Annotated in this window: 22 protein-coding genes and 1 pseudogene; 8 read left to right on the forward strand and 15 right to left on the reverse strand. The window is 74.2% G+C overall.

The features are described from left to right. Positions 1-22: 22 nt before the first annotated feature. From ACF1DX_RS32980 to ACF1DX_RS32995, 4 genes are all read right to left on the reverse strand, one after another. Complete coding sequence (locus tag ACF1DX_RS32980; RefSeq protein ID WP_391794827.1) at positions 23-2,086, reverse strand: SpoIIE family protein phosphatase; 2,064 nt, start codon at positions 2,084-2,086, stop codon at positions 23-25. 185 nt (positions 2,087-2,271) lie between these two features. Then, positions 2,272-3,060 carry a polysaccharide deacetylase family protein gene (locus ACF1DX_RS32985; protein ID WP_391794828.1) on the reverse strand — a complete coding sequence of 263 codons (789 nt, stop codon included), beginning with the start codon at positions 3,058-3,060 and terminating at the stop codon, positions 2,272-2,274. Between the two features lie 49 nt (positions 3,061-3,109). Beyond that, positions 3,110-4,012, reverse strand: a complete 903-nt coding sequence (locus tag ACF1DX_RS32990; protein WP_391794829.1) for a DMT family transporter — start codon at positions 4,010-4,012, stop codon at positions 3,110-3,112. A 13-nt stretch (positions 4,013-4,025) separates the two neighbouring features. Continuing rightward, the gene (locus ACF1DX_RS32995; protein ID WP_391794830.1) at positions 4,026-4,418 is read right to left on the reverse strand and encodes a hypothetical protein; all 393 of its coding nucleotides are present in this window, start codon (positions 4,416-4,418) and stop codon (positions 4,026-4,028) included. A 237-nt stretch (positions 4,419-4,655) separates the two neighbouring features. Here ACF1DX_RS32995 and ACF1DX_RS33000 point away from each other — a divergent pair, with 237 nt between their 5' ends. Next, a complete protein-coding gene (locus tag ACF1DX_RS33000; RefSeq protein ID WP_391794872.1) occupies positions 4,656-5,720 on the forward strand; it encodes a galactosyldiacylglycerol synthase in 1,065 nt (354 codons plus the stop codon). Between the two features lie 8 nt (positions 5,721-5,728). Here the strand turns inward: ACF1DX_RS33000 and ACF1DX_RS33005 are convergent, their stop codons facing one another. Next, on the reverse strand, positions 5,729-6,571 hold the full coding sequence (locus ACF1DX_RS33005) for a ribonuclease BN (RefSeq protein ID WP_391794831.1): 843 nt from the start codon (positions 6,569-6,571) through the stop codon (positions 5,729-5,731). A 38-nt stretch (positions 6,572-6,609) separates the two neighbouring features. After that, positions 6,610-7,740: a sigma-70 family RNA polymerase sigma factor gene (locus tag ACF1DX_RS33010; protein WP_391794832.1), complete on the reverse strand. Its 1,131-nt coding sequence runs from the start codon at positions 7,738-7,740 to the stop codon at positions 6,610-6,612. A 1,137-nt stretch (positions 7,741-8,877) separates the two neighbouring features. Here ACF1DX_RS33010 and ACF1DX_RS33015 point away from each other — a divergent pair. Genes ACF1DX_RS33015 through ACF1DX_RS33030 form a run of 4 tightly spaced genes read left to right on the forward strand, consistent with a single transcriptional unit; the run spans position 8,878 to position 12,677 of the window. Then, the gene (locus tag ACF1DX_RS33015; protein ID WP_391794833.1) at positions 8,878-9,486 is read left to right on the forward strand and encodes a hypothetical protein; all 609 of its coding nucleotides are present in this window, start codon (positions 8,878-8,880) and stop codon (positions 9,484-9,486) included. Beyond that, positions 9,483-10,094 carry a toxin gene (locus tag ACF1DX_RS33020; RefSeq protein WP_391794834.1) on the forward strand — a complete coding sequence of 204 codons (612 nt, stop codon included), beginning with the start codon at positions 9,483-9,485 and terminating at the stop codon, positions 10,092-10,094. The genes ACF1DX_RS33015 and ACF1DX_RS33020 overlap by 4 nt, the downstream gene beginning before the upstream one ends. Continuing rightward, positions 10,091-11,284 (forward strand): MAB_1171c family putative transporter, encoded by a 1,194-nt coding sequence (locus tag ACF1DX_RS33025; protein WP_391794835.1) that lies wholly within the window; start codon positions 10,091-10,093, stop codon positions 11,282-11,284. Before ACF1DX_RS33020 ends, ACF1DX_RS33025 begins: the two co-directional genes overlap by 4 nt. Then, the gene (locus ACF1DX_RS33030) at positions 11,277-12,677 is read left to right on the forward strand and encodes an FAD-dependent oxidoreductase (protein ID WP_391794836.1); all 1,401 of its coding nucleotides are present in this window, start codon (positions 11,277-11,279) and stop codon (positions 12,675-12,677) included. Before ACF1DX_RS33025 ends, ACF1DX_RS33030 begins: the two co-directional genes overlap by 8 nt. 55 nt (positions 12,678-12,732) lie before the next feature. Here ACF1DX_RS33030 and ACF1DX_RS33035 read toward each other — a convergent pair. The 4 genes and pseudogenes from ACF1DX_RS33035 to ACF1DX_RS33050 form a co-directional block, all read right to left on the reverse strand. Beyond that, positions 12,733-13,185 (reverse strand): annotated as a pseudogene (locus ACF1DX_RS33035) (TetR/AcrR family transcriptional regulator); the annotation flags it as partial. A 121-nt stretch (positions 13,186-13,306) separates the two neighbouring features. Then, a complete protein-coding gene (locus ACF1DX_RS33040) occupies positions 13,307-16,132 on the reverse strand; it encodes a SpoIIE family protein phosphatase (protein ID WP_391794837.1) in 2,826 nt (941 codons plus the stop codon). 90 nt (positions 16,133-16,222) lie between these two features. Then, entirely contained in the window at positions 16,223-16,882 is a 660-nt protein-coding gene (locus ACF1DX_RS33045; RefSeq protein WP_391794838.1) for a PAS domain-containing protein, read from the reverse strand. Further along, entirely contained in the window at positions 16,825-17,217 is a 393-nt protein-coding gene (locus ACF1DX_RS33050) for a hypothetical protein (RefSeq protein WP_391794839.1), read from the reverse strand. The genes ACF1DX_RS33045 and ACF1DX_RS33050 overlap by 58 nt, the downstream gene beginning before the upstream one ends. A 327-nt stretch (positions 17,218-17,544) precedes the next feature. Here ACF1DX_RS33050 and ACF1DX_RS33055 point away from each other — a divergent pair, with 327 nt between their 5' ends. Then, positions 17,545-17,802 (forward strand): hypothetical protein, encoded by a 258-nt coding sequence (locus ACF1DX_RS33055; protein ID WP_385049867.1) that lies wholly within the window; start codon positions 17,545-17,547, stop codon positions 17,800-17,802. A 427-nt stretch (positions 17,803-18,229) separates the two neighbouring features. Here ACF1DX_RS33055 and ACF1DX_RS33060 read toward each other — a convergent pair whose 3' ends face one another. Then, positions 18,230-18,454, reverse strand: a complete 225-nt coding sequence (locus ACF1DX_RS33060) for a helix-turn-helix domain-containing protein (RefSeq protein ID WP_391794840.1) — start codon at positions 18,452-18,454, stop codon at positions 18,230-18,232. A 331-nt stretch (positions 18,455-18,785) separates the two neighbouring features. On the opposite strand from ACF1DX_RS33060, the gene rpmG reads away from it, so the two are divergent. Together rpmG and ykgO are read left to right on the forward strand one after the other, a co-directional pair. Further along, entirely contained in the window at positions 18,786-18,950 is a 165-nt protein-coding gene (gene rpmG, locus ACF1DX_RS33065) for a 50S ribosomal protein L33 (RefSeq protein WP_391794841.1), read from the forward strand. A gap of 61 nt (positions 18,951-19,011) precedes the next feature. Then, positions 19,012-19,134: a type B 50S ribosomal protein L36 gene (ykgO, locus tag ACF1DX_RS33070; RefSeq protein ID WP_391794842.1), complete on the forward strand. Its 123-nt coding sequence runs from the start codon at positions 19,012-19,014 to the stop codon at positions 19,132-19,134. Here ykgO and ACF1DX_RS33075 read toward each other — a convergent pair. The 4 genes from ACF1DX_RS33075 to ACF1DX_RS33090 all read right to left on the reverse strand — a co-directional run bounded on the left by ACF1DX_RS33075 (position 19,115) and on the right by ACF1DX_RS33090 (position 22,258). Continuing rightward, a complete protein-coding gene (locus tag ACF1DX_RS33075) occupies positions 19,115-19,441 on the reverse strand; it encodes a hypothetical protein (RefSeq protein ID WP_391794843.1) in 327 nt (108 codons plus the stop codon). The two genes, ykgO and ACF1DX_RS33075, sit on opposite strands and share 20 nt — an antisense overlap. A gap of 46 nt (positions 19,442-19,487) precedes the next feature. Beyond that, entirely contained in the window at positions 19,488-20,276 is a 789-nt protein-coding gene (locus ACF1DX_RS33080) for a hypothetical protein (protein ID WP_391794844.1), read from the reverse strand. Then, positions 20,273-20,887, reverse strand: a complete 615-nt coding sequence (locus ACF1DX_RS33085) for an ATP-binding cassette domain-containing protein (protein WP_391794873.1) — start codon at positions 20,885-20,887, stop codon at positions 20,273-20,275. The genes ACF1DX_RS33080 and ACF1DX_RS33085 overlap by 4 nt, the downstream gene beginning before the upstream one ends. Before the next feature lie 465 nt (positions 20,888-21,352). After that, positions 21,353-22,258, reverse strand: a complete 906-nt coding sequence (locus ACF1DX_RS33090) for an oxidoreductase (protein WP_391794845.1) — start codon at positions 22,256-22,258, stop codon at positions 21,353-21,355. Positions 22,259-22,387 lie beyond the last annotated feature (129 nt).

A 22,387-nucleotide genomic window follows, 5' to 3' on the forward strand; every position in this document is an offset into this window, starting at 1 on the left:
GCCGTCTCCTCTCTTCGCCGCGTCAGTCGCAGGGGCTGATGAGGAGCAGGGCGATGTCGTCGCCGGGAGCGGGGGCGTGGCGGATGAGGGTGTCGGCCATGGCGTCGAGGTCGGCCGGGTCCGCGTGTTCGAGAAGCCCCGCGAGGGCCGCGGTGGCGTCGTCGAGGTCCACGCCGGGAGCTTCGACGAGCCCGTCGGTGTAGAGGGCGAGCACACAACCGGCCGGCAGGGTGAATTCCAGGGCCGGGTAACGGGAGTCCGGCTCGATGCCGAGGAGGAGACCGGGGGGAACCGGGAGGACCTCGGTGCGTCCGTCGGCGTGGCGGAGCAGGGGTGGCGGGTGGCCGGCGGTGGCCACGCACGCGCGGCGCGTGGCGAGGTCGAGGTGGACGTAGAGGCAGCTGGTGAACAGGCCCGGTTCGAGGTCGGTGAGCAGACGGTTGGTGCCGGTCAGGACCTGGTCGGGGGCCGAGCCCACGGTGGCGTGGGCGTGGACGGCGGTGCGGACCTGGCCCATGAGCGCCGCGGCGTCCACGTTGTGGCCCTGCACATCGCCGATGGCGGCGCCGGCGGTGTGCTCGTCGAGACGGATGAGGTCGTAGAAGTCGCCGCCGACCCCCAGGCCCTGGGCCGCCGGGAGGTAGCGTGCGGCGACCTTCAGACGGGGGACGTCGGGAAGCGTGTGCGGCAGCAGGGCGGACTGCAGCCGGTGCGCGAGGTCGTCCTTGGTGTCGTAGAGGCGGGCGCGGTCCAGGGCCTGCCCCACCAGACCCGCCATCGAGGTGAGGACGGCGCGTTCACCGGGCGGGAAGGCGCGGGGCCGGCGGTAGGAGAGGAGGAGGGAGCCCTTGGGGCGGCCGGAGGCGATCAGCGGCAGGACGGCCCAGGCGGCCATCCCGTCCTCGTGCACCGTCGCCGGGAACGCGTTCCGGAGCTCGGCGAAACTCGCGAAGAAGCATGGGACGCCGGTGGTCAGGACCCTGGCGACGGGGAGGTCCGAGTTCAGGGGGACGGTGTCGAAGCGGTCGATGATGTCGGCGCTGTAGCCGCGGTGGCCGATGATTCTCAGCCGGTCGTCGTCGGAGGCCATCAGTACCATGCCCTGGGCGCCGAGGGCGGGCAGGAGCTGGTCGGCGGTCTGGTCGGCCACGTCCTGTACGCCGATGGCCTCGGTCAGGGTGGCGGCCAGCTGCATCAGCTGGTACAGCAGGATGGCGCGGCTGGGACCGGCGGCCGGCGCGGAGGACGGAGCGGGAGCGCTCTCGGACGGGTCGGTGCCGGTGATGCGGACGCTGATGCCGGAGGGGTCCGGGTACAGCTCGAAGGCCAGCCACGTGTCCGGGGGGCGCAGGACGGTGAACGTCTGCGGCTGATGACTGACCAGCGCGGCCCGGTAGCGGTCCTCGACCTGGGGGACGTCCATCCACGGCAGCGCTTCCCAGGGCAGGGCGCCCACCAGCTCGTCCGGACCGGCGCCGAGGAGCTCGGCACCGGCGGGGGTGACGAAGGTGATGCGGCCGTTCATGTCCAGCGCGCAGGACCCTCCGGGCAGACGGTCGATGAAGGCCGTGACCGCGGCCGCCTCGCCGGGCGGGGCGGTGCGTCCCGACGGCAGGGGCAGGGTCCGCGGCCGGCCGGCGGGCCGCAGCGGATCGCCGCGGTCCGCGGCCTCCTGGAGGAGGTCGCCCAGGCGGCGGCAGCCCGACTCGATGGCAGCGCGCTCGTCGGGACCGAGCCGCGGTGGATGGGTCCCGGGCCACAGCAGCACCAGCCCGCCCCGGACCGTGACGCCCGAGGTGACGGGGGCGGCCGACAGCGCGAAGTCGTACGGCAGTACGAGGGCCGGCCGCGGGTACCGGCGGGCCAGCTCCTCCTGTCCGCCGATCCACACCAGGCGCCGCTCGCGCACGGCGTCCGCCACCGGCATCGGATCGGTCAGCGCGATCCGCCGCCACGGAGTCGCGAGCTCGTGCGGGGCCCCCGCCACGATGACCAGCCACAGGGCGTCCTCGCCCGGCGGCAGCACGTACAGCAGCCCGCCGTACGCGCCGCTCTCCCGCACCACGGCAGCCATCGCGGTTTCCATCAGCCGCCCACCTGAACCCCACCAACCTCCCAGCCGGCCGCCGGTGTGCCGTACCGGCCACACCGAGCACCACCTCTATGCGGACAGTATGCCCAATGGGCCGCAAAGGCATCTAAATGCCCGCGTACCCGACGTTCGGCAGGGGCCTCCCGCGGCTCCCGCCACGTGCGCCGGGCACCGTTCCGTCACCGCGGCCCGTCCGCCCCGGGCGAGTGCCGGCCACCGCTCACCGCCCGGGGCACCCCGTGTTCGGCGAGCGGGCCGACCGACAGGCCCGCCTCCCGGCAGCCGTTCACGATGCCGGGGAGGGCGCCCAGCGCGGCCCGCCAGCAGTCCGGTGCCGACATCCTGTCCGTGTCGTGCAGAAGGACGGTGCCGCCGCCGCGCAGACCGGCCGCGACGGCCGAGCGCACCGACGCCGGGGTGGCCCCGGCCGTCCAGTCCCGGCCCCAGGCGGTCCACAGCACCGGCCGCAGACCCGCCGTACGGGCGGCGACCCAGCGCCCGGAGGTGAGGATGCCGTAGGGCGGGCGGTACCAGCGGGGGCGCCGGCCCGTCAGTTCCCGCACCGCGCCGGCGGCCCGCACCAGGCCGCGCACGTCCTCCGCCGGGGCCGGCAGCCAGGGCCGGTCGTGGCTCCAGCCGTGCACGGCCAGTTCGTGTCCGCGGCGGACGGTCTCACGGACCACGGAGGGATGCCGCACGACGTGGACGCCCAGGACGAAGAAGGTCGCCCGGACCCCGAGTTCCTCCAGCGCGTCGAGGAAGCGCGGGGTGGACCCGGGATCGGGCCCGTCGTCGAAGGTCAGCGCGACATGGGCGGGGTGCCCGACACCGGCGAGGCGCGGGAAACGGCGGCGCACCACGGGCAGCCAGGTCGCGGCGGGGGCGATGTGCGCCGCGGCGACGGCGGCGACGGCGGCCGGCACGGCCGCCGCCCGCCGGGCGGGGGAGGGGTCTGGAGACATGGGCATCGGCTTCCGGCTCCTTTCCGCGAGAGACCGCCGCGCCGGTTCGGGGTGCCTACGGCACGGACCGGGGCGAGTTGGTACCCGGACTCCGCGACGCCGCGTCCCAGCTTCCGGAGACCGACGGGGCGCGGGCCAGGCCCGCGGTGCCCGCCCCCATGAGCGCCACGCCGAGCACCGCCGGCACCACCCGCACACCGAGCGTGATCTGCTCCCCGAACAGCGCCCACCCCAGCGCCACGCTCGTCAGCGCGTCACCGAGGGTCAGGGCGGGCTGGGACGCCGCGAGCGTCCCGGCCCGGAACGCGCTCTGGAGCAACAGGAAGGCGACGGCCCCGGCGACGGCGGTGGCGTACACGGGCCACGTCCCCAGCACGGCGCCCACCCCGTCCGGAATCCTGCCGGTCACCTCCTTGAGCAGCGCCGCCGTCAGGGAGAACGACACGGCGGACGCCAGCCCCAGCAGCCCCGCGCGGGGCGCGCCCCGTACCGCGCGGGCCGTCACCACCAGCATCACGACGGCGCCCAGCACCGCCCCCGCGGTCACGAGCCACCGTCCCGCGGAGGCCGTGGACCGGCCGGCGGCCGGGGCGACCGAGATCAGGAACACCGCCAGCCCGGCGGCCAGGGCGGCGAACGCCAGCCAGGTCCGGGGGTCCGGACGACGGTGGAAGACCACGCTGCCGACGACGAGGGTGAACAGCAGCTCGGCGGCCATCAGCGGCTGGACCAGCGCGAGACTGCCCACGCCCAGAGCCGCCGCCTGCAGAACCGTCGACAGCGCCAGCATCCCGGCCCCCGCGACCCAGTAGGGCCGCCGCAGCACCTTCCCGAGCCAGCGGACGGCCTGGCGCACGCCCGCGCCGCCCTCCGGTTCGTCCGCCGCGGCCCGCCGCTGCAGCACCGAGGCCGCGGCGTTGGACAGCGCCGCCAGCAGGGCCAGGACGACGACCAGCACGCCGTGACGCCGTTCAGCCGAACACGGCGGCGGGCCGCCGGCACGGGCCCGGTGCCGTCCTGTGCAACCGGCCGGGGACGCAGACCTCGTCCCGCCCTCGGGAGACCGCGCTCCACAGGGCGTCGGCGACCCGCTCCGGCGGCACAGGACCGGGCCACGACCGCCGGCAGGGGACGCCCCGCCGTTCGAGGAACGGCGGGGCCACCACGCCCGGCACCACGAGGCCGACCGCGGCGCCGCCGCCGCGCGGCTCGTACCGCAGGGCGTCGGCGAAGACGCCCGGGGCGGTGCCGGTCACCAGCGCGGCGCGCGGGCGCCCGGTGCCGCCGTCCGGGGCTCCCGGCACCGCGACGGGCGTCCGGGGGAACGGCATGTCGGCCGTGCCGGCGGGGGAAGCATGAGACATGGGCTGCACCTCGGATACGAGGGTGAACGCCCGGAGGACCGCCGTCCGCGGCCGCTCCCTGCGTTCGTCGGGGGAGGGCACCCCGGAGTATCCCCGGTCCGGCCGCCGAAACGCGCGGGAGCGTGTTTCACCGGCGCGGCGCGGGAGACACACCATCCCGTGCACTCACCGTCCTCGGTACCCCGCCGGTACGCGCCGGCGGACGGCCGGCTGCGCCTGCTGATCGTCAGCGCGAGCATGGGAGCCGGTCACGACACGGTGGCCGGCGAACTCGCCCGCCGAGCCCGGGAACAAGGCCACGACGCGCAGATCGTGGACCTCCTGCGGCTGCTCCCGCACGGCCTGGGAACCGGCCTGCGCCGCTTCTACCAGTCGTCGGTGCGCCACTTCCCCTGGATGTACGCGGGCCTGTACCGGGCGCTGCTGCGCCCCGGCCCGCGGCACCGCCCCAGCGGCATCCCCCTCGCCCGGCTGGCGGGCCGCCGCCTGACGGATCTCACGGAGCGCACGGGCGCCGACGTGGTGGTCCCCGTCTTCCATCTGGCCGCTCAGCTGACCGGTCATCTGAGGGCCCGCGGACGGCTGCGGCCCCCGAGCGCCGTCCTCGTGATCGACTTCGCCGTCCACCGGCAGTGGCTCCACCCCGGCAACGACCTGTACCTCTGCCTCACCGACGACGCCGCGCGGGACGTGGGCCGGCGCATCGCGGTGCCCGTCGAGACGGCCGGACCGGTCGTGGCACCCGGCTTCTTCGCGCCGGCCGCCGGAGCGGAGCAATGGCGGCGGCGCTTCGAGCGGTACGCCCCCGGACACCCGCCCGTCGTCCTGTCCGCCGGCGCCTGGGGCGCGGCCTCGGAGCTGGACCGGACCGCCCGGCTGCTCGCCGCCGCCGGTTTCCTCCCGATCGTGCTGTGCGGCCGCAACGAACGCCTGCGGGCCCGCCTGGCCGGGCTGCCGGGCACGCTCGTACCGGACTGGGTCACCGACATGCCCGGCCTGCTGCGTGCGGCCCGCGTCCTGGTCGACAACGCCGCCGGCCAGACCGCCGTACAGGCACTGGCCTGCGGGCTGCCCGTGGTGGGCTACCGTCCGCTGCCCGGCCACGGCGCGGAGGGCGTGCGCCGGATGGCGGCACTCGGCGTCTCGGAGACCGCCACGGACGCCGCCGGCCTGCTGCGCGCGCTGCGGCGGCTGTCGGCGGACGGCCCGTACCGGGAGCACCGGATCGCCCGCGGGCGGCGGCTCTTCCGGGGAGACGTACTGGCCCGGGTGACCGCGCTCGCCGGCCCGCCCTCCGAGTGACCGGGCGTTCATGGCCCGTGCCGGTCGTCACCGGCCGGCTCCGTGCCGGGCGGCGGGGGCAGGTCCTCGGTGAACCGGTGCCCGTGGTGGTGGAGGAGCCAGCGGCCGAACAGGGCGCCGCCGAAGATGACGAACCCCACGCCGATGAGCCAGGACTCGACGATGAGGACGACACCGACGGTGCCGTAGCTGATCGCGTTGTCGATGATCAGCGGGGTGAAGACGAAGTAGGAGAAGCCCCGCAGACCGATCAGGCCCGCCATGGTGGCGATCGCGCCCGGCAGCAGATGCCACCAGCCGATCTGGCCGCCCAGCAGGAAGCGCTGCCCCCACCAGAAGAACAGCACACCGGTCGCCAGCGAGAGGGTGATCCGTTCCGGCCCGTGCAGGGCGTCGCGGGTCAGCACCTCCTGGTAGAGGTACGCGGTCAGGACGCACAGCCAGGTCGCCTGGCGCCAGATGCGGTGCCACGGCCCCGGCCGCAGGTTCCACATCCGCTCGTAGCCGTTCTGGACGCTCCCGCCGAACGGGATGCCGAACGCGGCGAGCGCCAGCACACCCCACAGGCTGGTGGTGCCGATCACCTCGCGCGGCGGGCTGATGACCTCCGTGAGGACGCGCGCGGACCGGCCGGACAGCCCCATGCCGTCCGCCAGCCAGGCCGCGAAGCCGCCCCGCCCGAGCGGGTCGGCGGCGGCGATCACGATGAGCAGGGGCGCCAGCGTGACCAGCGCCAGCGTGGCGAAACCCATGGCCCTGTGCATCAGTTCGATGTCACGGCCGCGCCGCATCAGGGTGTGGGCGCCCAGCCACTCCCACCCGTGCCGGAGCGTGCGCAGGCCACGCCTCACGGTGCGCTCCTTCGTCGGCTCGCGTACACGCACCTGTGTCACCCCTCGGCGGGCGGGACGAACCCGGTCGGGGACGGTGCTCTCTCCTCGGGCGCGCGGCGGGCGGGAGGGGGCCGCGCCCTCGCGGTACGCGACGCGGTTCTGGCGTACGTCCGCCATCGCGAGCCCGCGCGCCGCCGGGCCGGGTGTCCGTGACCGCGCCGGGGCCCTGTACCGGCCGCGGCACGCGGGGCCGGGCGTGCCGGGCCGGCGGCTCCCACGGGTCGTACCGGTTCCTCCGTGCCACGGAGGCCGCACGAGGTGCGCGCCGGCCGGGCCGCCCGCCCGGTGGCCGGACCCCGCGCCGCCCTGCCGGCTCCCGCGCGCGGCTCGCCCGCCAGGAGCGCCTCGCGGAGCCGGTCGAGGCAGCGCCGCAGGATGCGCGAGACCTGCATCTGGGAGACGCCGACGGCGTCCGCGATCCGCTGCTGGGTGTACTCCCGGTAGAAGCGCAGGTAGAGCACGTGGCGGTCGCGCTCCGGCAGCCGCCTCACCAGGGCGGTCAGGGACACGGTGTCGACCACCCGGCCGAGCGCCGGGTCCTCCGCGCCGACCAGACATGCGAGCGGGATCTCCTGGTCGTGCCCGGCGGGCTCGTCGAGGGACCGCGCACGGCACGCGTGCACCGCCCGCAGCGCGGACAGCACGCGGTCCCGTCCGAGCCCGGTGTGCACGGCGATCTGCTCCGGAGTGGGCGAGCGGCCGTCCAGCCGCTGTTCGAGCTCCTCGACGGCCTGGAAGATCCGGCCGCTCGCCTCCCGCAGGGGGCGGGGCAGCCGTACGGTGGCCGTGCGGTCGCGCAGATGCCGCCGGAGCTCACCGGTGACCTTGGGGACCGCGTACGACAGGAAGGCGTGGCCCAGGGCGGGGTCGTAGCCGTCGACGGCCTTGACCAGTCCCAGGGACGCGACCTGTACGAGATCGTCGAGTTCTTCCCCGTGGCGCCGGAAGCGGCGCGTGACACGCCGCGCCATCGGCAGCAGCAGGCGGATGACGTGCTCCCGGAGGGCGGCCCGCCGCGGTCCCGGCGGGTGCTCCGAGAGCTCGCGCAGCAGCGAGTCGAGCTGTTCCGAGGACGGCTCCGGTACGGCGTCGCGTGTCCGGATCACGTCGGCGGCTGAGGGGGACATGGGCCTCTCGGGGGTGTGACTCCGCTGTGGTCGGCGTTCGGGTGCGCCGGCCGCTCCGCGCGGGAGCGGTGTGCGCGCCAGTCTCGGAGTCACCCTTCGGCCGGACCGAGAAACACGGCCTGAGCCGCGTGCGGGACACCTGTCCTTCCCGCGAGTGACATCAGGCGCCGGCGGGTTGCGCTCCGGTCCGGTACGTGTCGTCCCGCCGGGACCGTACGGGGCAGTGGCCTGCTCCGTACGGGAGGGGCGGAACCGCTGCCGGGCGTGGTGCCCGGTGCGGAGTTCCCGTGCGTGCCGGAGCCGGGAGGTTCTCGGACGGGGCGGCGGCCGGCGGGTTCCGGACGAGCCGGCCAGGGGGAACGGACGGGACCGTTCCTGGTCCGGCGGGCGCGGCGCACGGGCGACGCCCCCGAAGCACCCGGCGTGAGGGGCCCCGTCCGCGGACCTGCTCCGGACGACCGTGGCGGTCCGCCGGGACCGGATCGCGGTCGCCGGACACTCGCTCGGCGGCCACACCGTCACCCTCCTGCCGGGCGCAAGGACGACTCCCGGCACTTCACCGACGCCGACCCCTGCCGGCTCGCCCCGCGCCCAAGACCCTGCTGACCCTGTTCGACGCCGGGCATCTGCTCGGCGGGATCTCCGGCTAAGACGCCGCGGAGACCACCGACGGGAACCCCGGCCGCGTCGCGGCGCTCGCCCGCATCACTTCGGCCTGCCTCTGCGCCCGGTTCCGGTGCGGCACCCACGACTGGCGGGAGGAGTGCGAAACGCCGACGCCGGGGCGGTTCCCGGTCGGACGGGTCGAGTTCAAGCAGTCCTGCCCCGGCGAGCACCACGCCGCACACCCGGCGGACGTGGGGAGCCGCTCATGAGCCGGCTCCTCGCCCCCGGTCACTTATGGCACCTGCCGGTCGGAACGGCCCAGGACACCGAGGTCTCCCCACACCCGGGCAGGGAGCAGGGAGCAGGGAGCCGGGAGCAGGGAGCCGGGAGCCGGGCGCGGTCACCGCCCCGTGGCTGGATCCGGACAATCATCGATGACTCGAGGTCAACGATCGTTGCCGCCGGGCGGGTACGTCACATAGGGTCCCGCGGACAACACCAGGCGCCGGTAACCGACTTGGGAGTGCAACGGTGGCATCACCCCCTCCTCTCGCCGAGACCCTGCGGCGCCTCGACGCGGCCGTGCGGGAGAAGGGCGTCCGTCCGGACCCGCTGGACGTGGCCGGACTGGCCGCCAGGACGGCCCTGCCGGCGTCCACGGTCCGCACCTTGCTCCGGGGCGGCACACCACCGGACGACTCCGTCAACGACCGGGTCCGGGCGCGGATCGCGGCGCTCGCCAAAGCCAGCATGACCACGACCGGCACCCGCATGTCCGACCTGGCTTCGGACATCTCCCGACGGCTGGGGGTGTCCGGGTACTGGGCCCGTCAGGTCTGCGACGGCAAGAAGGTGCCCAGCGTCGAACTCCTCCACGGGCTCGTCGAGTACTTCGGCGTCGAGGACGGAGAGGCGTTCTTCACCGCACCGGCCGCCGACGCGCTCAACCGCGCCCTGCTCCCCCTTCTGCGCGGGCTCGAACATCCCCAGAGCGATCCGGTGCTGGCCCTGATGGACCGCTACGGGGTGAACTCCGCCGACCTGCGCGCGCACGGTTCCCTGACCCGTGAGCAGGTGGAGCGTCTCCTCGAGGGAGTCCTCCGGTCCGTCGTGCCCCCGGAAGGAACCCGCGGGCAGTGAGCACCAAGGCGATGAAGACCTTACTCACCGTCCTGGGCCGCCGGGCGGCGGGAACCGTCGAGCGGCCGGCCGAGCCCCAGGAGGTCATGGAGGCGTTCTGCAAGGCCATGACCGCACGGACCGGCCGGCCGATCAGCCTCCTGTTCCGGGCGTTCCCGCCGGACATTCCCGTCTCCGGCATGCGACTGGACTGCGGGGACCACTCCATCATCGTCGTGGAGGAACGCACCGTCCCCGAGGCCCGGTTGGTCATCCTCGGCCATGAACTGTGGCACGAGGAGCAGGGCGACTGCGGTCACCACGTCGCGGGAATGCCGGCCGCCGCCCGCGCGCTGCCCGCCGGACAGGTCACGGAGGCGATCGAGCGGGCCATCGAGCAGATCCTCACCGCACACGAGGTACCCCGCGACGCGCTCCTCGCCGTCGCGGCCCGTGCCGGGTCGATGGACGACCACGAGGCGGACGCCGAGACGTTCGGGCTGCTCTTCGGCCGAGAGGCCCGCACCTGGATGAAAGGCCGCTACGCGCGGGGCCCGGTCAGCGCGGACACCGTGGAGGGCCGCATCAACCTGTCCCTGAGCAACCGCGGCGGGCACATCCTGTCATGAGCCCTTCCTTCCACGTCCCGTACCTCCTGCCCACCGTGCTCCTGGCGCTGGCCCTCGCCCTGAAGCTCCCCACGTTCCTGCGGGCCTCGCGCGACCCCGACGTCAGGGCGACCACCCTCCTGCTGACCTGGGCCACCGCCGTCCTCGTCGTGATCACCCCGGTCAACATAGAACGGCTCAACGCCCTCACGGGCGTACCGAACATCGCCGCCCCCTGGGCCTACTCCTTCCTCACCGCGTTCTGCGCGACCGGCCTGACCATGATCATGCGCTGGCGGGAGGAACCGTCGGAGGGGCGCCGGCGCAGAATCCGCCGCGTCTACTGGCTCTACGCGGGCGTCGTCGCCGTCCTGTGGCTGACGTTCCTCCTGGCGGACGTCCCGACGCCGCGCGTCTACGACCTGGACACCTACTACGCCGGCACCCCCTGGATGCGCGAACACATCCTCCTCTACATCGCCGCGCACATGGTGTCGTCCCTCGTGGCGGCCTCCATGCTCTGGAAGTGGTTCCCCGAAGTCGCCGACCGCTGGCTGAAGGCGGGGGTGGTCTTCCTGCAACTCGGCTTCGCGTCGGGACTCGTCTTCGACGTGGCGAAGACGGCCGCGGTCGGCGCCCGCTGGTCGGGACACGACTGGGACGTGCTCAGCACCCAGGCCGCACCCCCTTTCGCGCTGATGGAAGCCGCCCTCGTCGCCCTCGGTTTCCTCGTGCCGCAAGCCGGGCCGTTCCTGCAGAAATGGATCCGGGACCAACGCGAATACCGCCGGCTCGGCCCGCTGTGGCGCGCGCTCCGCGTCCTCACCCCGGCGGCGGCCGAAGCGCGCTTCGGGCCGTGGACCCCTCTCGACCTGCGCCTCATGCAACGTCAGCAGCGGGTCCACGACGCCCTGCGCATGCTCGACCCCTACGTCGACCCGGCTCTTCACCGGCGGGCCCGCGAGGCCGCGCGTGCCGGGCACGACGACATCCCGAACGCGGACGGTGTCGCCGGGGCGATCACGATCAGCGCCGCCCTCAGCGCCTACCGGCGGGGCGGACCTCCCGCCGCGCACTCCCGGGAGCCATGGGGAGGCACGGCCGTGAGCGACCGCATCGAAGCGATCGCGTCTGCCCTGCACCACCCGCACCTCCTCGAAGACGTCCGCCGACGCATGACCAGCACAGGAAGCGCGCACCACCATGGCTGAAGAGAACGCCCCCCGCCGCCTTGCCGCCGTGGTCGTCGGAGCCGGTGCCACCGGCCTGTTCGCCGCGGCGGCCCTCACGGACTTCGCCGACGTCACCGTCGTCGAACGCGACCGTCTCCCCGACGGGCCGGAACCGCGCCGGGGCGTTCCCCAGGCCCGCCATGCCCACCTGGTGTGGAGCGGAGGGGTCACAGCCTTCGACGAACTCCTCCCCGGTCTCACCGACGAGGTCGTCGCCCACGGCGGCCGTCTGGTGCACATCATGGGCGACATGGTCTCCCGGGCCCCCAACGAAGTATGGTTCCGCCGCTTCACCGCCACCCGTCACCGCAATCTGGTCTGCTCCCGCGACCTCCTCGACTTCGTCCTGCGCGGCCGCGTCCTGACCGACGGACGCGTCACACTCCGCGAAGGGACGACCGTCCTCGGCCTGGAGGGTGACGCCACGACCGTCACCGGCGTCCGCGTACGCACCGGCGACGAGGAGGGCACCCTCCGCGCGGACCTGGTCGTCGACGCCTCCGGCCGGGGCTCCCGTGCGCCGCAGTGGCTCACCGGACTGGGGGTGCCGACCGTCGCGGAGCGAGTGGTGAACGCCGGCGTCGCCTACGCCACCCGCGTCTACGACGCCCCCGAGGCGACCAGGGGGACCGGCTTCCCCCTGGTCAACGTGCAGGCGAACCCGGCGAAGGCGCCGGGGCGGGGCGGCATCGTCCTGCCCGTCGAGGGGAACCGCTGGATCGTCACCCTGTCCGGCACCCGCGGCGGCGAACCCACCGGCGATCCCGGCGCCTTCGTCGATTTCGCCCTCGGCCTGGGCGATCCCGTCATCGGCGAACTCATCAAGGACGCCCGGCCGCTCGGGGACATCGTCACCACCCGTGCCACGGCCAACCGCCGTCGCTACTACGAACAGGCCAGACGCTGGCCGGACGGCTTCGTCGTCCTCGGTGACGCCGTCGCCGGCTACAACCCCGTCTACGGCCACGGCCTCACCGTCGCCGTCCAGGGCGCCCTCGCCGTGCGCGACGTGCTGCGCGCGGCCGGGCAGGGGCGTCCCGGCCTCTCGCGCCGTCTCCAGCGCGCTGCCGCACGACCGGTGGCCGCCGCCTGGGACCTGGCCGTCGGCCAGGACGCCCTGTATCCGGGAGCCACCGGGACCCGGCCCAACGGCGTCGAACGCGTCCTCGCGCGCTTCGTCGACAAAGCGGTCGAGACCGGGGCACGCAATCCGCGCGCCATGGCGGCGCTGCTGGACGTCATGAGCCTGGAGAAACCCGCCACCCGCCTGTTCTCGCCGGACATGCTCGTCCCCATGCTCATCGGCCCCAGAAAGCCCCACCTGCAAGGCCCGCCCCTCACCGAGACGGAGCGGAAGGCCGCTCTGTCATAGCCGGGAGCCGGGCCGGTGCCGTGCTCGTCGCGGCGGAACGCCGGCCGCACCGTCCTCACGGCGCGGTACGGGCGCGCAGGATTCCCTCGACGCCCTGCAGGAAGGTCTCCGAGACCAGTTCGGGGTCGAAGAGACAACCGGCCGCCATGGCACCGTCCCGGAGCATGACGAGGTGCCGGCCGGCCGCCTCGGCGGGTGCGTCGCCGGTCTCCGCCAGCAGCTCCGTGACGGTGTCCAGGAACCACTGCCGGTGGGCCAGGACGGCTCGGTGGACCGGGTGGGCGGGGTCGGGATACTCGGCCACCGCGTTGAGGAAGGCGCAGCCGCGGAAACCGGGGGACCGGATGCCCTCGGTGATGGCCCCGGCGACGGCCCGGACCCTGTCGGCCGCCGGCCGGCCGCTCGCCAGGGCGGTGGCGACCTGCTCCCGGATTCCCCGGTCGGCCTGTTCGAGGTAGGCGAGAACGAGGTCCTCCTCGCCCGAGAAATGCCGGTACAGCGGCCGGCGACGACGCCACCTTGGCGAACCTCGCCGGCTACGCCTTCCTCGGAGGTGTCTTCTTCCTCGTCTCGGCCCTCCGGCTGAACCGGACCCGCGACGAGGTGTGACCTCCCCGGGCCCGGACGGGTCAGCCGGAGTCGTCGAACATGGCCAGCAGCGCCTGCTCGTCCGTCTCCGGTCCGGGCTGTTCCGGCTGCGGCAGCTGCTCGGCCCATACCGTCTTTCCCTGCGGCATGTAGCGGGCCCCCCAGCTGCTGGTGAACTGCGCCACCAGGAACAGACCGCGCCCGCCTTCCTCGGTCATGGCCGCCCGCCGGATGCGCGGAGAGGTGTTGCTGCGGTCGGAGACCTCGCAGATCAGCGAGTCGTCGCGCAGCAAGCGCAGGCACACGGGCCCCCGGCCGCCGTACCGCACGGCGTTGGTGACCAGCTCGCTGACCACCAGCCCGGTGTTGAAGTCCAGCTCCGACAGGCCCCAGGCGGCGAGCTGATCACGGGTCAGCGCTCTGGCCCGCGCCACGACCGAGGGGTCGGACGGGAACTCCCAGACCGCCACCCGGTCCTCGGACAGCGCGTGCACACGGGCCAGCAGAAGGGCCACGTCGTCGTACGGGCCGCCGGACGGGAGGGTGTCCGTGATCCGGTCACAGACGTCCTCCAGCCCCGGGCCGCCGTGGTCCAGCGAGTCCAGCAGCCGCCCGGTGCGCACGTCGGTGTCCCCGTAACCGCGGTCCTCCTTGAGCAGACCGTCGGTGTACATCGCCAGCAGGCTGCCCGCGGGCAGGTCGACGCCGGCGGACTCGTACGGCTGGATCCCGCCGAGCCCGAGCGGCGGACCGCCCGGCAGGTCGATCAGCCGCGCCCGTCCGCCCGGTGTCAGCACGGCGGGCGGCGGATGACCGGCCCGTGCGGCCGTGCAGCGGCACGACACCGGGTCGTACACCGCGTACAGGCAGGTCGTTCCCGTCGCGGGGTCCTGCTCGTCGTCCGACTCGCCGGGTGTCCGGCTGACCAGGTCGTCCAGGTGGGCCAGCACCTCCTCGGGCAGCAGGTCAAGACCGGCCAGCGTCCGCACCGCCGTACGCAGCCGGCCCATGGTCGCCGCCGCCTGCAGGCCGTTCCCGGGCACGTCCCCGACGACCAGCGCCACGCGCATCCCGGACAGCGGGATCGCGTCGAACCAGTCCCCGCCCACACCGGCCCTGGCGTCCGCGGGCAGATAACGGGAGGCGAGTTCGGCGGCGCTCAGCCGGGGCAGGACGTGCGGAAGCAGGCTGCGCTGCAGCGTCAGGGAGGCGCGGTGCTCCCGGCGGTAGTGGCGGGCGTTGTCCACGCTGATCGCGGCACGGGCCGCCAGTTCACCCGCCAGCGTCAGGTCGTCCTGCTCGTACGGCCTCGTCCTGCCGCGCCGGTAGAAGCCCGCCAGGCCCAGCACGGAGCCCCGCGCGGACAGCGGCGCGCCCAGATAGGAGTGCACGCCCTCGCCGAGCAGGCCGACGGGGTGCGCCCGGCCGGCCGGGGACCCGGACAGGGCGGCGGTCGGCACCGAGTCCGACACCGGCCGCCCGGTCTCCAGACACCGGGCCTGGGGCGTACCGTCGGGGTAGTCGACCGGTACGTCCACGCCGCCGGCCGGAGTGCCGCGGGAGTCCTCGCCCGCCCAGACGGCCACCCGGCGCAGTGCCGTGCCGGGGCGCAACCGCCCGGGCGGTGGTTCCTCGCCGGCCAGGACACCTTCCACCAGGTCGACGACGACCAGGTCGGCGAAGCGCGGCACGGCGATCCTCGCCAGCTCCTCGGCGGTACGCCACATGTCCAGGGTGGTGCCGAGCCGGGTGCCCGCCTCGTTCAGCAGGGACAGCCGACCGCGGGCCTCGGCGGCGAGCCGGCTGACGCCCGGCTCACCGACCAGCAGCAGCCACGCGTCGGCCGGCCCGGTGGCGGGCGGTTCCGCCGTCGCACCGGGCGCGTCCGCCCCCGCCGCCTCGGCGGGACGGTCCAGGAGCGGCACATGACGGCCGTCGGGGGCGGTCACGGTGCCCCGGCCCGGCGTCCCCCTGCCACGGATGTCCTCGAAGCTGACCTCGACCGCCGCGCCCTCCGCGTCGCCGTGGTGCAGCTCCCGGCGGCGCAGCACGGCCACGCGGCTGCCCGCGAGGGGCACCTCGGCGAACGCCTCACCGGCCGAGGAGATCAGCTCGACGGCACGCTCCAGCAGCATCAGCCGCTCCTGCGAGGCCAGGGGGGGAGCCAGCCCGCCGAGCCGGTGCAGCTCACCCGAGCCGAGGTCCAGCTCGGTGTGCCCGCCGCGCTCCCTGGCCCGCTGGAAGGAGCGCATCAGCTCGAGCTCGCGGGCCGTGCTCAGCTCCAGCAGGCGCTCCCCGATGCGTTCGGTGGCTTCCTGCAGGACCAGTGCCATGCCGGGGTCGGCCAGCGCCCGGGGCACGGAGAGGTTGACCGCGCCCCGCACGGTGCCGCCCACCGGGTCGCGCACCGGCGCGGCCATGCAGGTCAGCTCCTTGAGGCCGTGCAGGAAGTGTTCGTGGCCGACGACCACGAACGGCGCCCGGATGCTCAGCACCATGCTGACGCTGCTGGTCCCCATGAACCGCTCGTCGACGTTGGCGCCCGGTACCAGGGAGGCGGCGTCCATCAGCTCCAGCCCCGCCGGGGTGCCCCACCGGTCCACGATGTTCGCCCGTGAGTCGGCCAGCGCCACGGTCACCGGCACGCCCGAGAACCGTTCGTACAGGTGGTCCAGCACCGGCGCGGCGGCCCTGATCAGCCGGGAGTCGGGATCCAGGTCCCTCTCGACCGGCAGGGCCACCCCCTCCTGGTCGATGCCGAGCGACCGCGAGCGCTGCCAGGAGGCGAGGATCTCCGGACGTACTCCGGCGACCGGCTGCGTCCGGTCGCCGGGACCACCGCCCGAAGGAGTCGGATACGGGTCCACAGAATCAGGGTAATCGGGCACATGGGACGTGCGCTCGGTCGCGAGTGTCCCGGAGGCGAAGGATCCGGGTTCCGGACCCGGGACGGTCCCTCACCGGCCTTCACGGGCTGCGCAACAGCAGCAGGGCGATGTCATCGGTGGACGCGTGCCGGGGGACGGCGTGGCGCACCAGGTCGTCGGCCAGATCGTCGACCGGCTGGTCGCCCGCCCCGGTGAGGCGGTGTCGGCCGGGTGCCGGTCGTGGTTGGGGGAGACGAGGACGCTGATGCCGCTCTCGTCCGGGTGGAGCCGGAAGTCGAGCCACCGGCCGGGAGGGCGCAGCGCGGTGAAGGCGACGGGCTCACGGCTGAAGACCGCGGTGCGGTAGTGCTCCTCGTGGACCGGGTCGTCGAGCCGGGGCACGGCCTGCCACGGCAGGTTCCCCAGGAGGCGGTCGCGTTCGCGGCCGAGCAGCCGGGCCGCGGCGTCGTTGAGGTAGGTGATGCGCGCCTCCAGGTCGAGTCCGAGGGCGCCGACGGGCAGCCGCTGGATCAGGTCGACGGCGGCGATCCGGGCCTGCGCCGGATCGACGTCGGGCCGGCGCAGGGGCACGGTGCGCGGCTCGTCGGGAACGGTCCACGAGGCGGGCGACCGGTCCAGCAGCCGGGTGAGGCGCCGTGCGCTGGACAGGATGTGCCCGCGCTCGCGCGGCGTCAGGGACGGCGGATGGCTCTTGGCCCACACCAGCGCCATGACCCCGTAGCGGCGCACGCCGTGCAGGGGGTGAAGGCCACCGCGAACTGGTAGGGCATCCCGGCCGCGGCGTTCGGATACGGGCGGGCCATGTCCTCCTGGCGGCCCACCCAGACCAGCCGGTCCTCCCGCACCGCCTCCGACAGGGGGCCCGCGGCCGAGACCGCCACCCGCCGCCACGGAGCCACGGTCGCCCTCGGCATGCCGCAGACCGCGGCCAGGCCCAGTACCGGTTCCTGTGCCGACAGCAGGTACACGCCGTCCGCCAGTGCCCCGGTCCGGCGCACCGTGGCACCGAGCGCCTCGTCCAAGGAGGCCACGCCACCGTCACCGCCGGGCCTCTCATCACTCACCTGTCCGACAGTATGCGGTCGGTCGCCGGCGGGTGAAGGGTGTGCCGCGGTGTCCGCGCGGATGTGCCTGCCCCATGTGGCCGTGACCGCTGGCAGTCGTCCGGGCGGACGGCTGTGATGGACGTACGGGTCCGGTGTCCGCGCCGGGCACGCCCGCGCCGCGGGCCTCGTCCCCACCGGTCCGCCGGTCCTGTCCCGGTGTGCCTCGCGCGGCGTGGAGGGGAAGGACGGGGAGCACGCCGGCCGGCCGGTCACGGAGACCGTTCCGGCCCCGAGGTCCGGGCCCGCCGTCCAGGCGCGGTCGGACAGGAGAAGCAGAGGTGTGACATGGACAAGTCCCAACTGGCCCGGGCCAGTGTGCGCAAGGCCGCGCAGAGAGGCCACGACATCCGCGAGGAGGACGCGGAACAGGTGATCGACGCCCTGTTCGGCACGGTCGACATGGCGGGTGTGATCGCCGAGACACTCAAGCACGACGAAGCGGTGGTGGCCGGCAGCTTCGGCCGCTTCCACACCGACGGGGGTTCCGCCGCCTTCCAGCCGGGCAAGGCCCTGACCGAGTACCTCCACGACACCGCCCCGTGAGGGGACGTACGAATTCCCCGTCCCGGGTCGCGGGATCACGGCTGCCGGGTGGACGTACGGCGGGGATCCGCCTGGTGCCCCCGTACTCCGCCTCCGGCCTTCCGGGCCCGGCGGCCCGGTGCCCGCGCCCGCCGAGGGCCGTGCCGGCCGCGGACGGCACCACGGACGACGACCCGGTGTCCACTGCGGTGATCCCTGCCCGGGAAGCCGAGGTGCTCGCGCTGCCCGGGGAGCACCTCGGCAACGCGGAGACGGCCGCCCTGCTGTTCATCTCCGTACGCACGGCCGAGTCACACGTGTCCTCGCCGCCGCGCAGGCCGTACCCGCCCGGCCGGCAGGCAGCCGCCTTCGCCCGGCGACAGAACCCGGGCGGGGCGGGACAGCCCTTGGTGACCGTCCCGCCCCGCCGCGGTCCACGGGTTCCTCGTCACCTCCGCGGACGCCCGGCCTCCTCGAGCCGCCGGCGCGAACGGTTCCCGCCCCGGCTGCGCAGAGAGGCGTCCGCCTCGGTGAGGACACGGTGGACGAACCCGTACGACCGCCCGTGAGCTTCGGCGATGGCCCGTATGGACAGGCCGTTCTCGTACTGCTCCTTCATCTCCCGCGCGAGTTCCGCACGGGCCGTGCCGGTGATCTGTTTGCCCTTGTCCACGGCTCGTCTCCTTCGGTGATCGACGTCTGGCCGTGATCGTCGTCTACCCCCGACGAGGGACGAGCCACTCGACGGGCGACGGCGGAGGGGAACAATCCGCGGGCGGGTGCGGTTGGGAAGGACGTGGTCGTGGAGGGGACAGTGTCCCCGGGCCTCACCCCTTGCCCGCAGGGACGATCGTCCGGCTGAAGCCCTGTGGAGCCTTTCGCCGCGTAGGCGACCGCCCTCCACGGTCACGCACCCGGTGGCCCCGGCCCGCGCCGGCGCCGCCGCACCTCATGCATGACATGTTCGAGCCAATGAGCTCGGACGGTGACGGAAGGAGCACCTCATGGCACGCAGTACCGCGCGGCCGGTCGTCAGGCTCAGGTCGACGGCGGGCACGGGAGTCACCTACGTGACCCGCAAGAACCGTCTGAACGACCCCGACCGGCTGGTCCTGCGGAAGTACGACGCGGCCGTCGGCGCACACGTCCTCTTCCGCGAGGAACGATGAGACCCACCCCCGTCCGCCGCCGACAGCGGTGCCCCCTCCGGTCCCGCGGAAGGAGATCGTGATGAAGGTACGCACGTCCCTGCGCTCGTTGAAGGCCAGGCCCGGCGCCCAGGTGGTGCGTCGGCGGGGCGCGACGTTCGTGATCAACAAGAAGGATCCGCGTTTCAAGGCCCGCCAGGGCTGACGAGCCGCCTCACCGGCCGGACGGCCCGGCACCGCACGCGCGGTGCCGGGCCGTCCGCCGCTTCCCGTCCCGGCCCCCGACGTCGTTCCCGCCCGCCGGCCGGTCGGCGCTCCAGGTCCCCGCGCATCTCGACGAAGAGCTTCCCCGCGTCGGCGAGCGTGCTGTTCTCGAAGAGCGCGACGGCCGCCGTGCCCTCGTCGGCCCGGCCGCGGACGACGCCGCCGTCCTCGCTCAGCGAGGCGAGCAGGAACTCCACCGAGCCGCCGAGCGGTCCCGGCTTCCCGTAGGTGCCGGTGACCGGCGTCATGCCGTCCCGTATCCCGCCGGGGCCGACGGAGATGCCCGTGAAACCGTCACCGCGCCCGTCCGGGTCCCGCCGCACGCGACGGCGCGGGCGGCTGGTGGGTGCGGGTGCGGAGGGTGAAGGCGGCGAGTGCGGTGGTGGTCATGGCGGTCAGCCAGGCCGCGCTGTGCAGCAGGGGGCTCAAGGTGGCGTTCCGGGTGAAGCCCGCGGCGAGGCTGGTCTGGAGGGAGCCGTAGCTCGGAAGCAGCTCGACCAGGGCCTTGTCGGCGGTGGTGCTGGCGACGGGATTCTGCGGCGCGAGATCGATGATGCTGGTCATGATGATCGTGACCAGTCCTTCGACCTCGCCGCGCAGGAAGAGGGCCAGGCACATGCCCATGGCCCCGTAGACCAGGCAGACCGCCAGGACCGCGAGGCCGAGGAGGAAGGGCTGGAGGGGGGACCAGAACAGCAGCATCCAGGCGGTGGCATAGGTGCTGACCAGCACCGAGGCGACCAGGAGCGTGGTGAGTTTGGCGCCGATGAGGGCGGTTCGGGGATAGCCGGCCGCGGTGAGGCGACGGTCGAAGGCTTTGGTGCGGCGTGCGGCGCTGAACATCAGGAATCCCACGAGGAGGGACACGGCGTTCAGGGAGCCGCTGATCATCGTGATCTCGTCTCCGCCGGCGCGCAGCCAGGTTCCGGTGGCGCGCAGCCGGAAGGGAAACGTCTTCGGCGTGGTGAGGGTCTTCGCCACGGTGATCCACATCGGGATGAAGGCGACCAGGAGCACGGCGGCCAGCCGGTTCTTCGCCATGGCCAGCAGGGCGTAGCGGCAGGCGACCCGGTAGGCCCTCATGCGGTGTCCGCCGTGGGCGAGGGCCCGAGGAGGCCGTCGTGCAGACGGTGCAGGACGTCCAGGCGTCCGGTGTCGTGGGCGAGGTGGGAGACGATGATCACGGTACGGCCGCTGCCTTTCAGCTCCTGGGCGAGGTCCCAGAACCGCAGATAGGTCTCCCAGTCGAAGCCCTGGTACGGCTCGTCGAGCAGGACGACGTCCGGGTCGTGCATCAACGCCAGGACCAGGTTCAGCTTCTGCAGGGTGCCACCGCTGAGGACTTTCACCGGCGCGTCCAGATAACCGGCCGCGGAGAGCGTGTCGATCAGCCGGAGCGCGCGGCCGGGGTCCGGGAGACGGTAGGCGATCTGGAAGAGACGCAGGTGCTGGCGCACGGTCAGTTCCTCGTCCAGGACCGGGTGCTGGGGGCAGTAGCCCCGGGTGCCCACCAGGTCGACGCGTCCGTCGTCGGGGCGCAGGTCACCGCTGAGGATGCGCAGCAGGGTGGTCTTCCCGGCGCCGTTCTCCCCGACGATGCCCACCAGCTGCCCTGCCCGCGCCTCGAAGCCGACCCCGCGCAGGACCTGCCGGGACCCGAAGTCCTTGCGGACCGCCGTCACGCGCAGCACCACCGCCGGTTGCCGCCTCACGTCCGGGCCCGGACGTGCGTACGGTCGGCGAACGGGCACCGGAGGGACGGCGGGCCCTCGTCCCGGTCGGCGTACAGCGGGCTCGAACTGGCCACAGAGGCTCCTCGAGAGCGATGGAGTGCACGGGTTCCGACCGGCCAACGATCCACGAGCCTGTCGGGACACGTCACGCGCGCTTCCGGGGTGTGAGCGGCTCCGGAAGCCCCCGGAACCGCTTGTGGGCCCCGTCGGCCGGCTGCCGCGGCTCACCCCTCCACGGGCCCGTCCCGGACCCTCGGCCGCAAGACGGTGAGGGGGCCGCTCCCATGGCCCGTACACCCCGCCCACGCGCGGCCGACGGCGTTGCCGCCGAGCGCGTTCGTCCTGCTGGAGCGGTCACGTCGGCCGTAGCCCCGCCCGGCCCCTGGGCCGGCCCGCCGGTTTGCGACGACGCCACCGGCGGGCGGTTCAGAGATAGCTGACGCCGGTCAGTTCCTCGGCCGCCGTCCAGAGCCGCTCGCCGACGGCCGGATCGGACGCTTCCCGGCTGAGCCTGGCCTCGGTGACCCGGCCGCGCGTCTCGAAGAACCCGGCCGGCCCGAAGAACTGGCCGCCCCGCACTCCGGGGTCGGTCGCGGCGCGCAACTGCGGCAGCGCGCCCCGCTCCACCGGCTGGGTGACCAGCAGGCCGAGCCGCGCGATCAGCCGCCCGGTCCGGCCGCGGTGCTCCCAGGCACGCGGGGTCAGGTTGGTGCGGGTGAGACCGGGGTGGGCCAGCGCGCTGACGACCGGCGATCCGGCGGCGCGCAGCCGGCGGTCCAGTTCGACGCCGAAGACCGTGGTGGCGAGCTTGGACCGGCCGTAGGCGGAAGCGGCCCGGTAGTCCCGCTCGGACATCAGGTCGTCGAAGTCGAGGTGCGCGCTCTTGTGGGTGATCGAGCTGAGACCGACCACCCGGGCCTCCCTCCCCGCGGCCAGCCGGTCGAGCAGCAGTCCGGTCAGCGCGAAGTGCCCCAGCATGTTGGTGCCGAGGTGCAGCTCGAAGCCGTCGGCGGAGGTGCGGCGCGGGCCGAGCAGCACCAGGCCGGCGTTGTTGACCAGCAGGTCGACCGCCGGGTGGTCGGCGGCCAGCTTCGCGGCGAACGCGCGGACGGAATCGAGGGAAGCCAGGTCCAGTTCGCGCACCTCGACGTCTCCACCGATCCGGCGGGCGGCCTCCTCACCCGCCGCGGTGTCGCGGACGGCGAGCACGACGCGGGCGCCCCGGCGGGCCAGCTCGGTGGCGGTGACCAGGCCGAGGCCCGAGTTCGCGCCGGTCACGACGGCGGTCCGGCCGTGCTGGTCGGGGATGCGGTCGGCGGTCCATCCGGCCATCTGCTGCTCCTGGGGGTGTCGGTGCGGTGGACCGACGACGCTAGGGCCGGTGCGGGCCGGTTCGCTCGTTCCCCGTTGCCTAGGTCTGCGGGACCTACCCTGGACGCCCGGCGAGGGGACACACTGGCG

The sequence above is a fragment of the Streptomyces sp. NPDC014676 genome (genome assembly GCF_043084105.1).
In the GTDB taxonomy this organism is placed as follows: domain Bacteria; phylum Actinomycetota; class Actinomycetes; order Streptomycetales; family Streptomycetaceae; genus Streptomyces.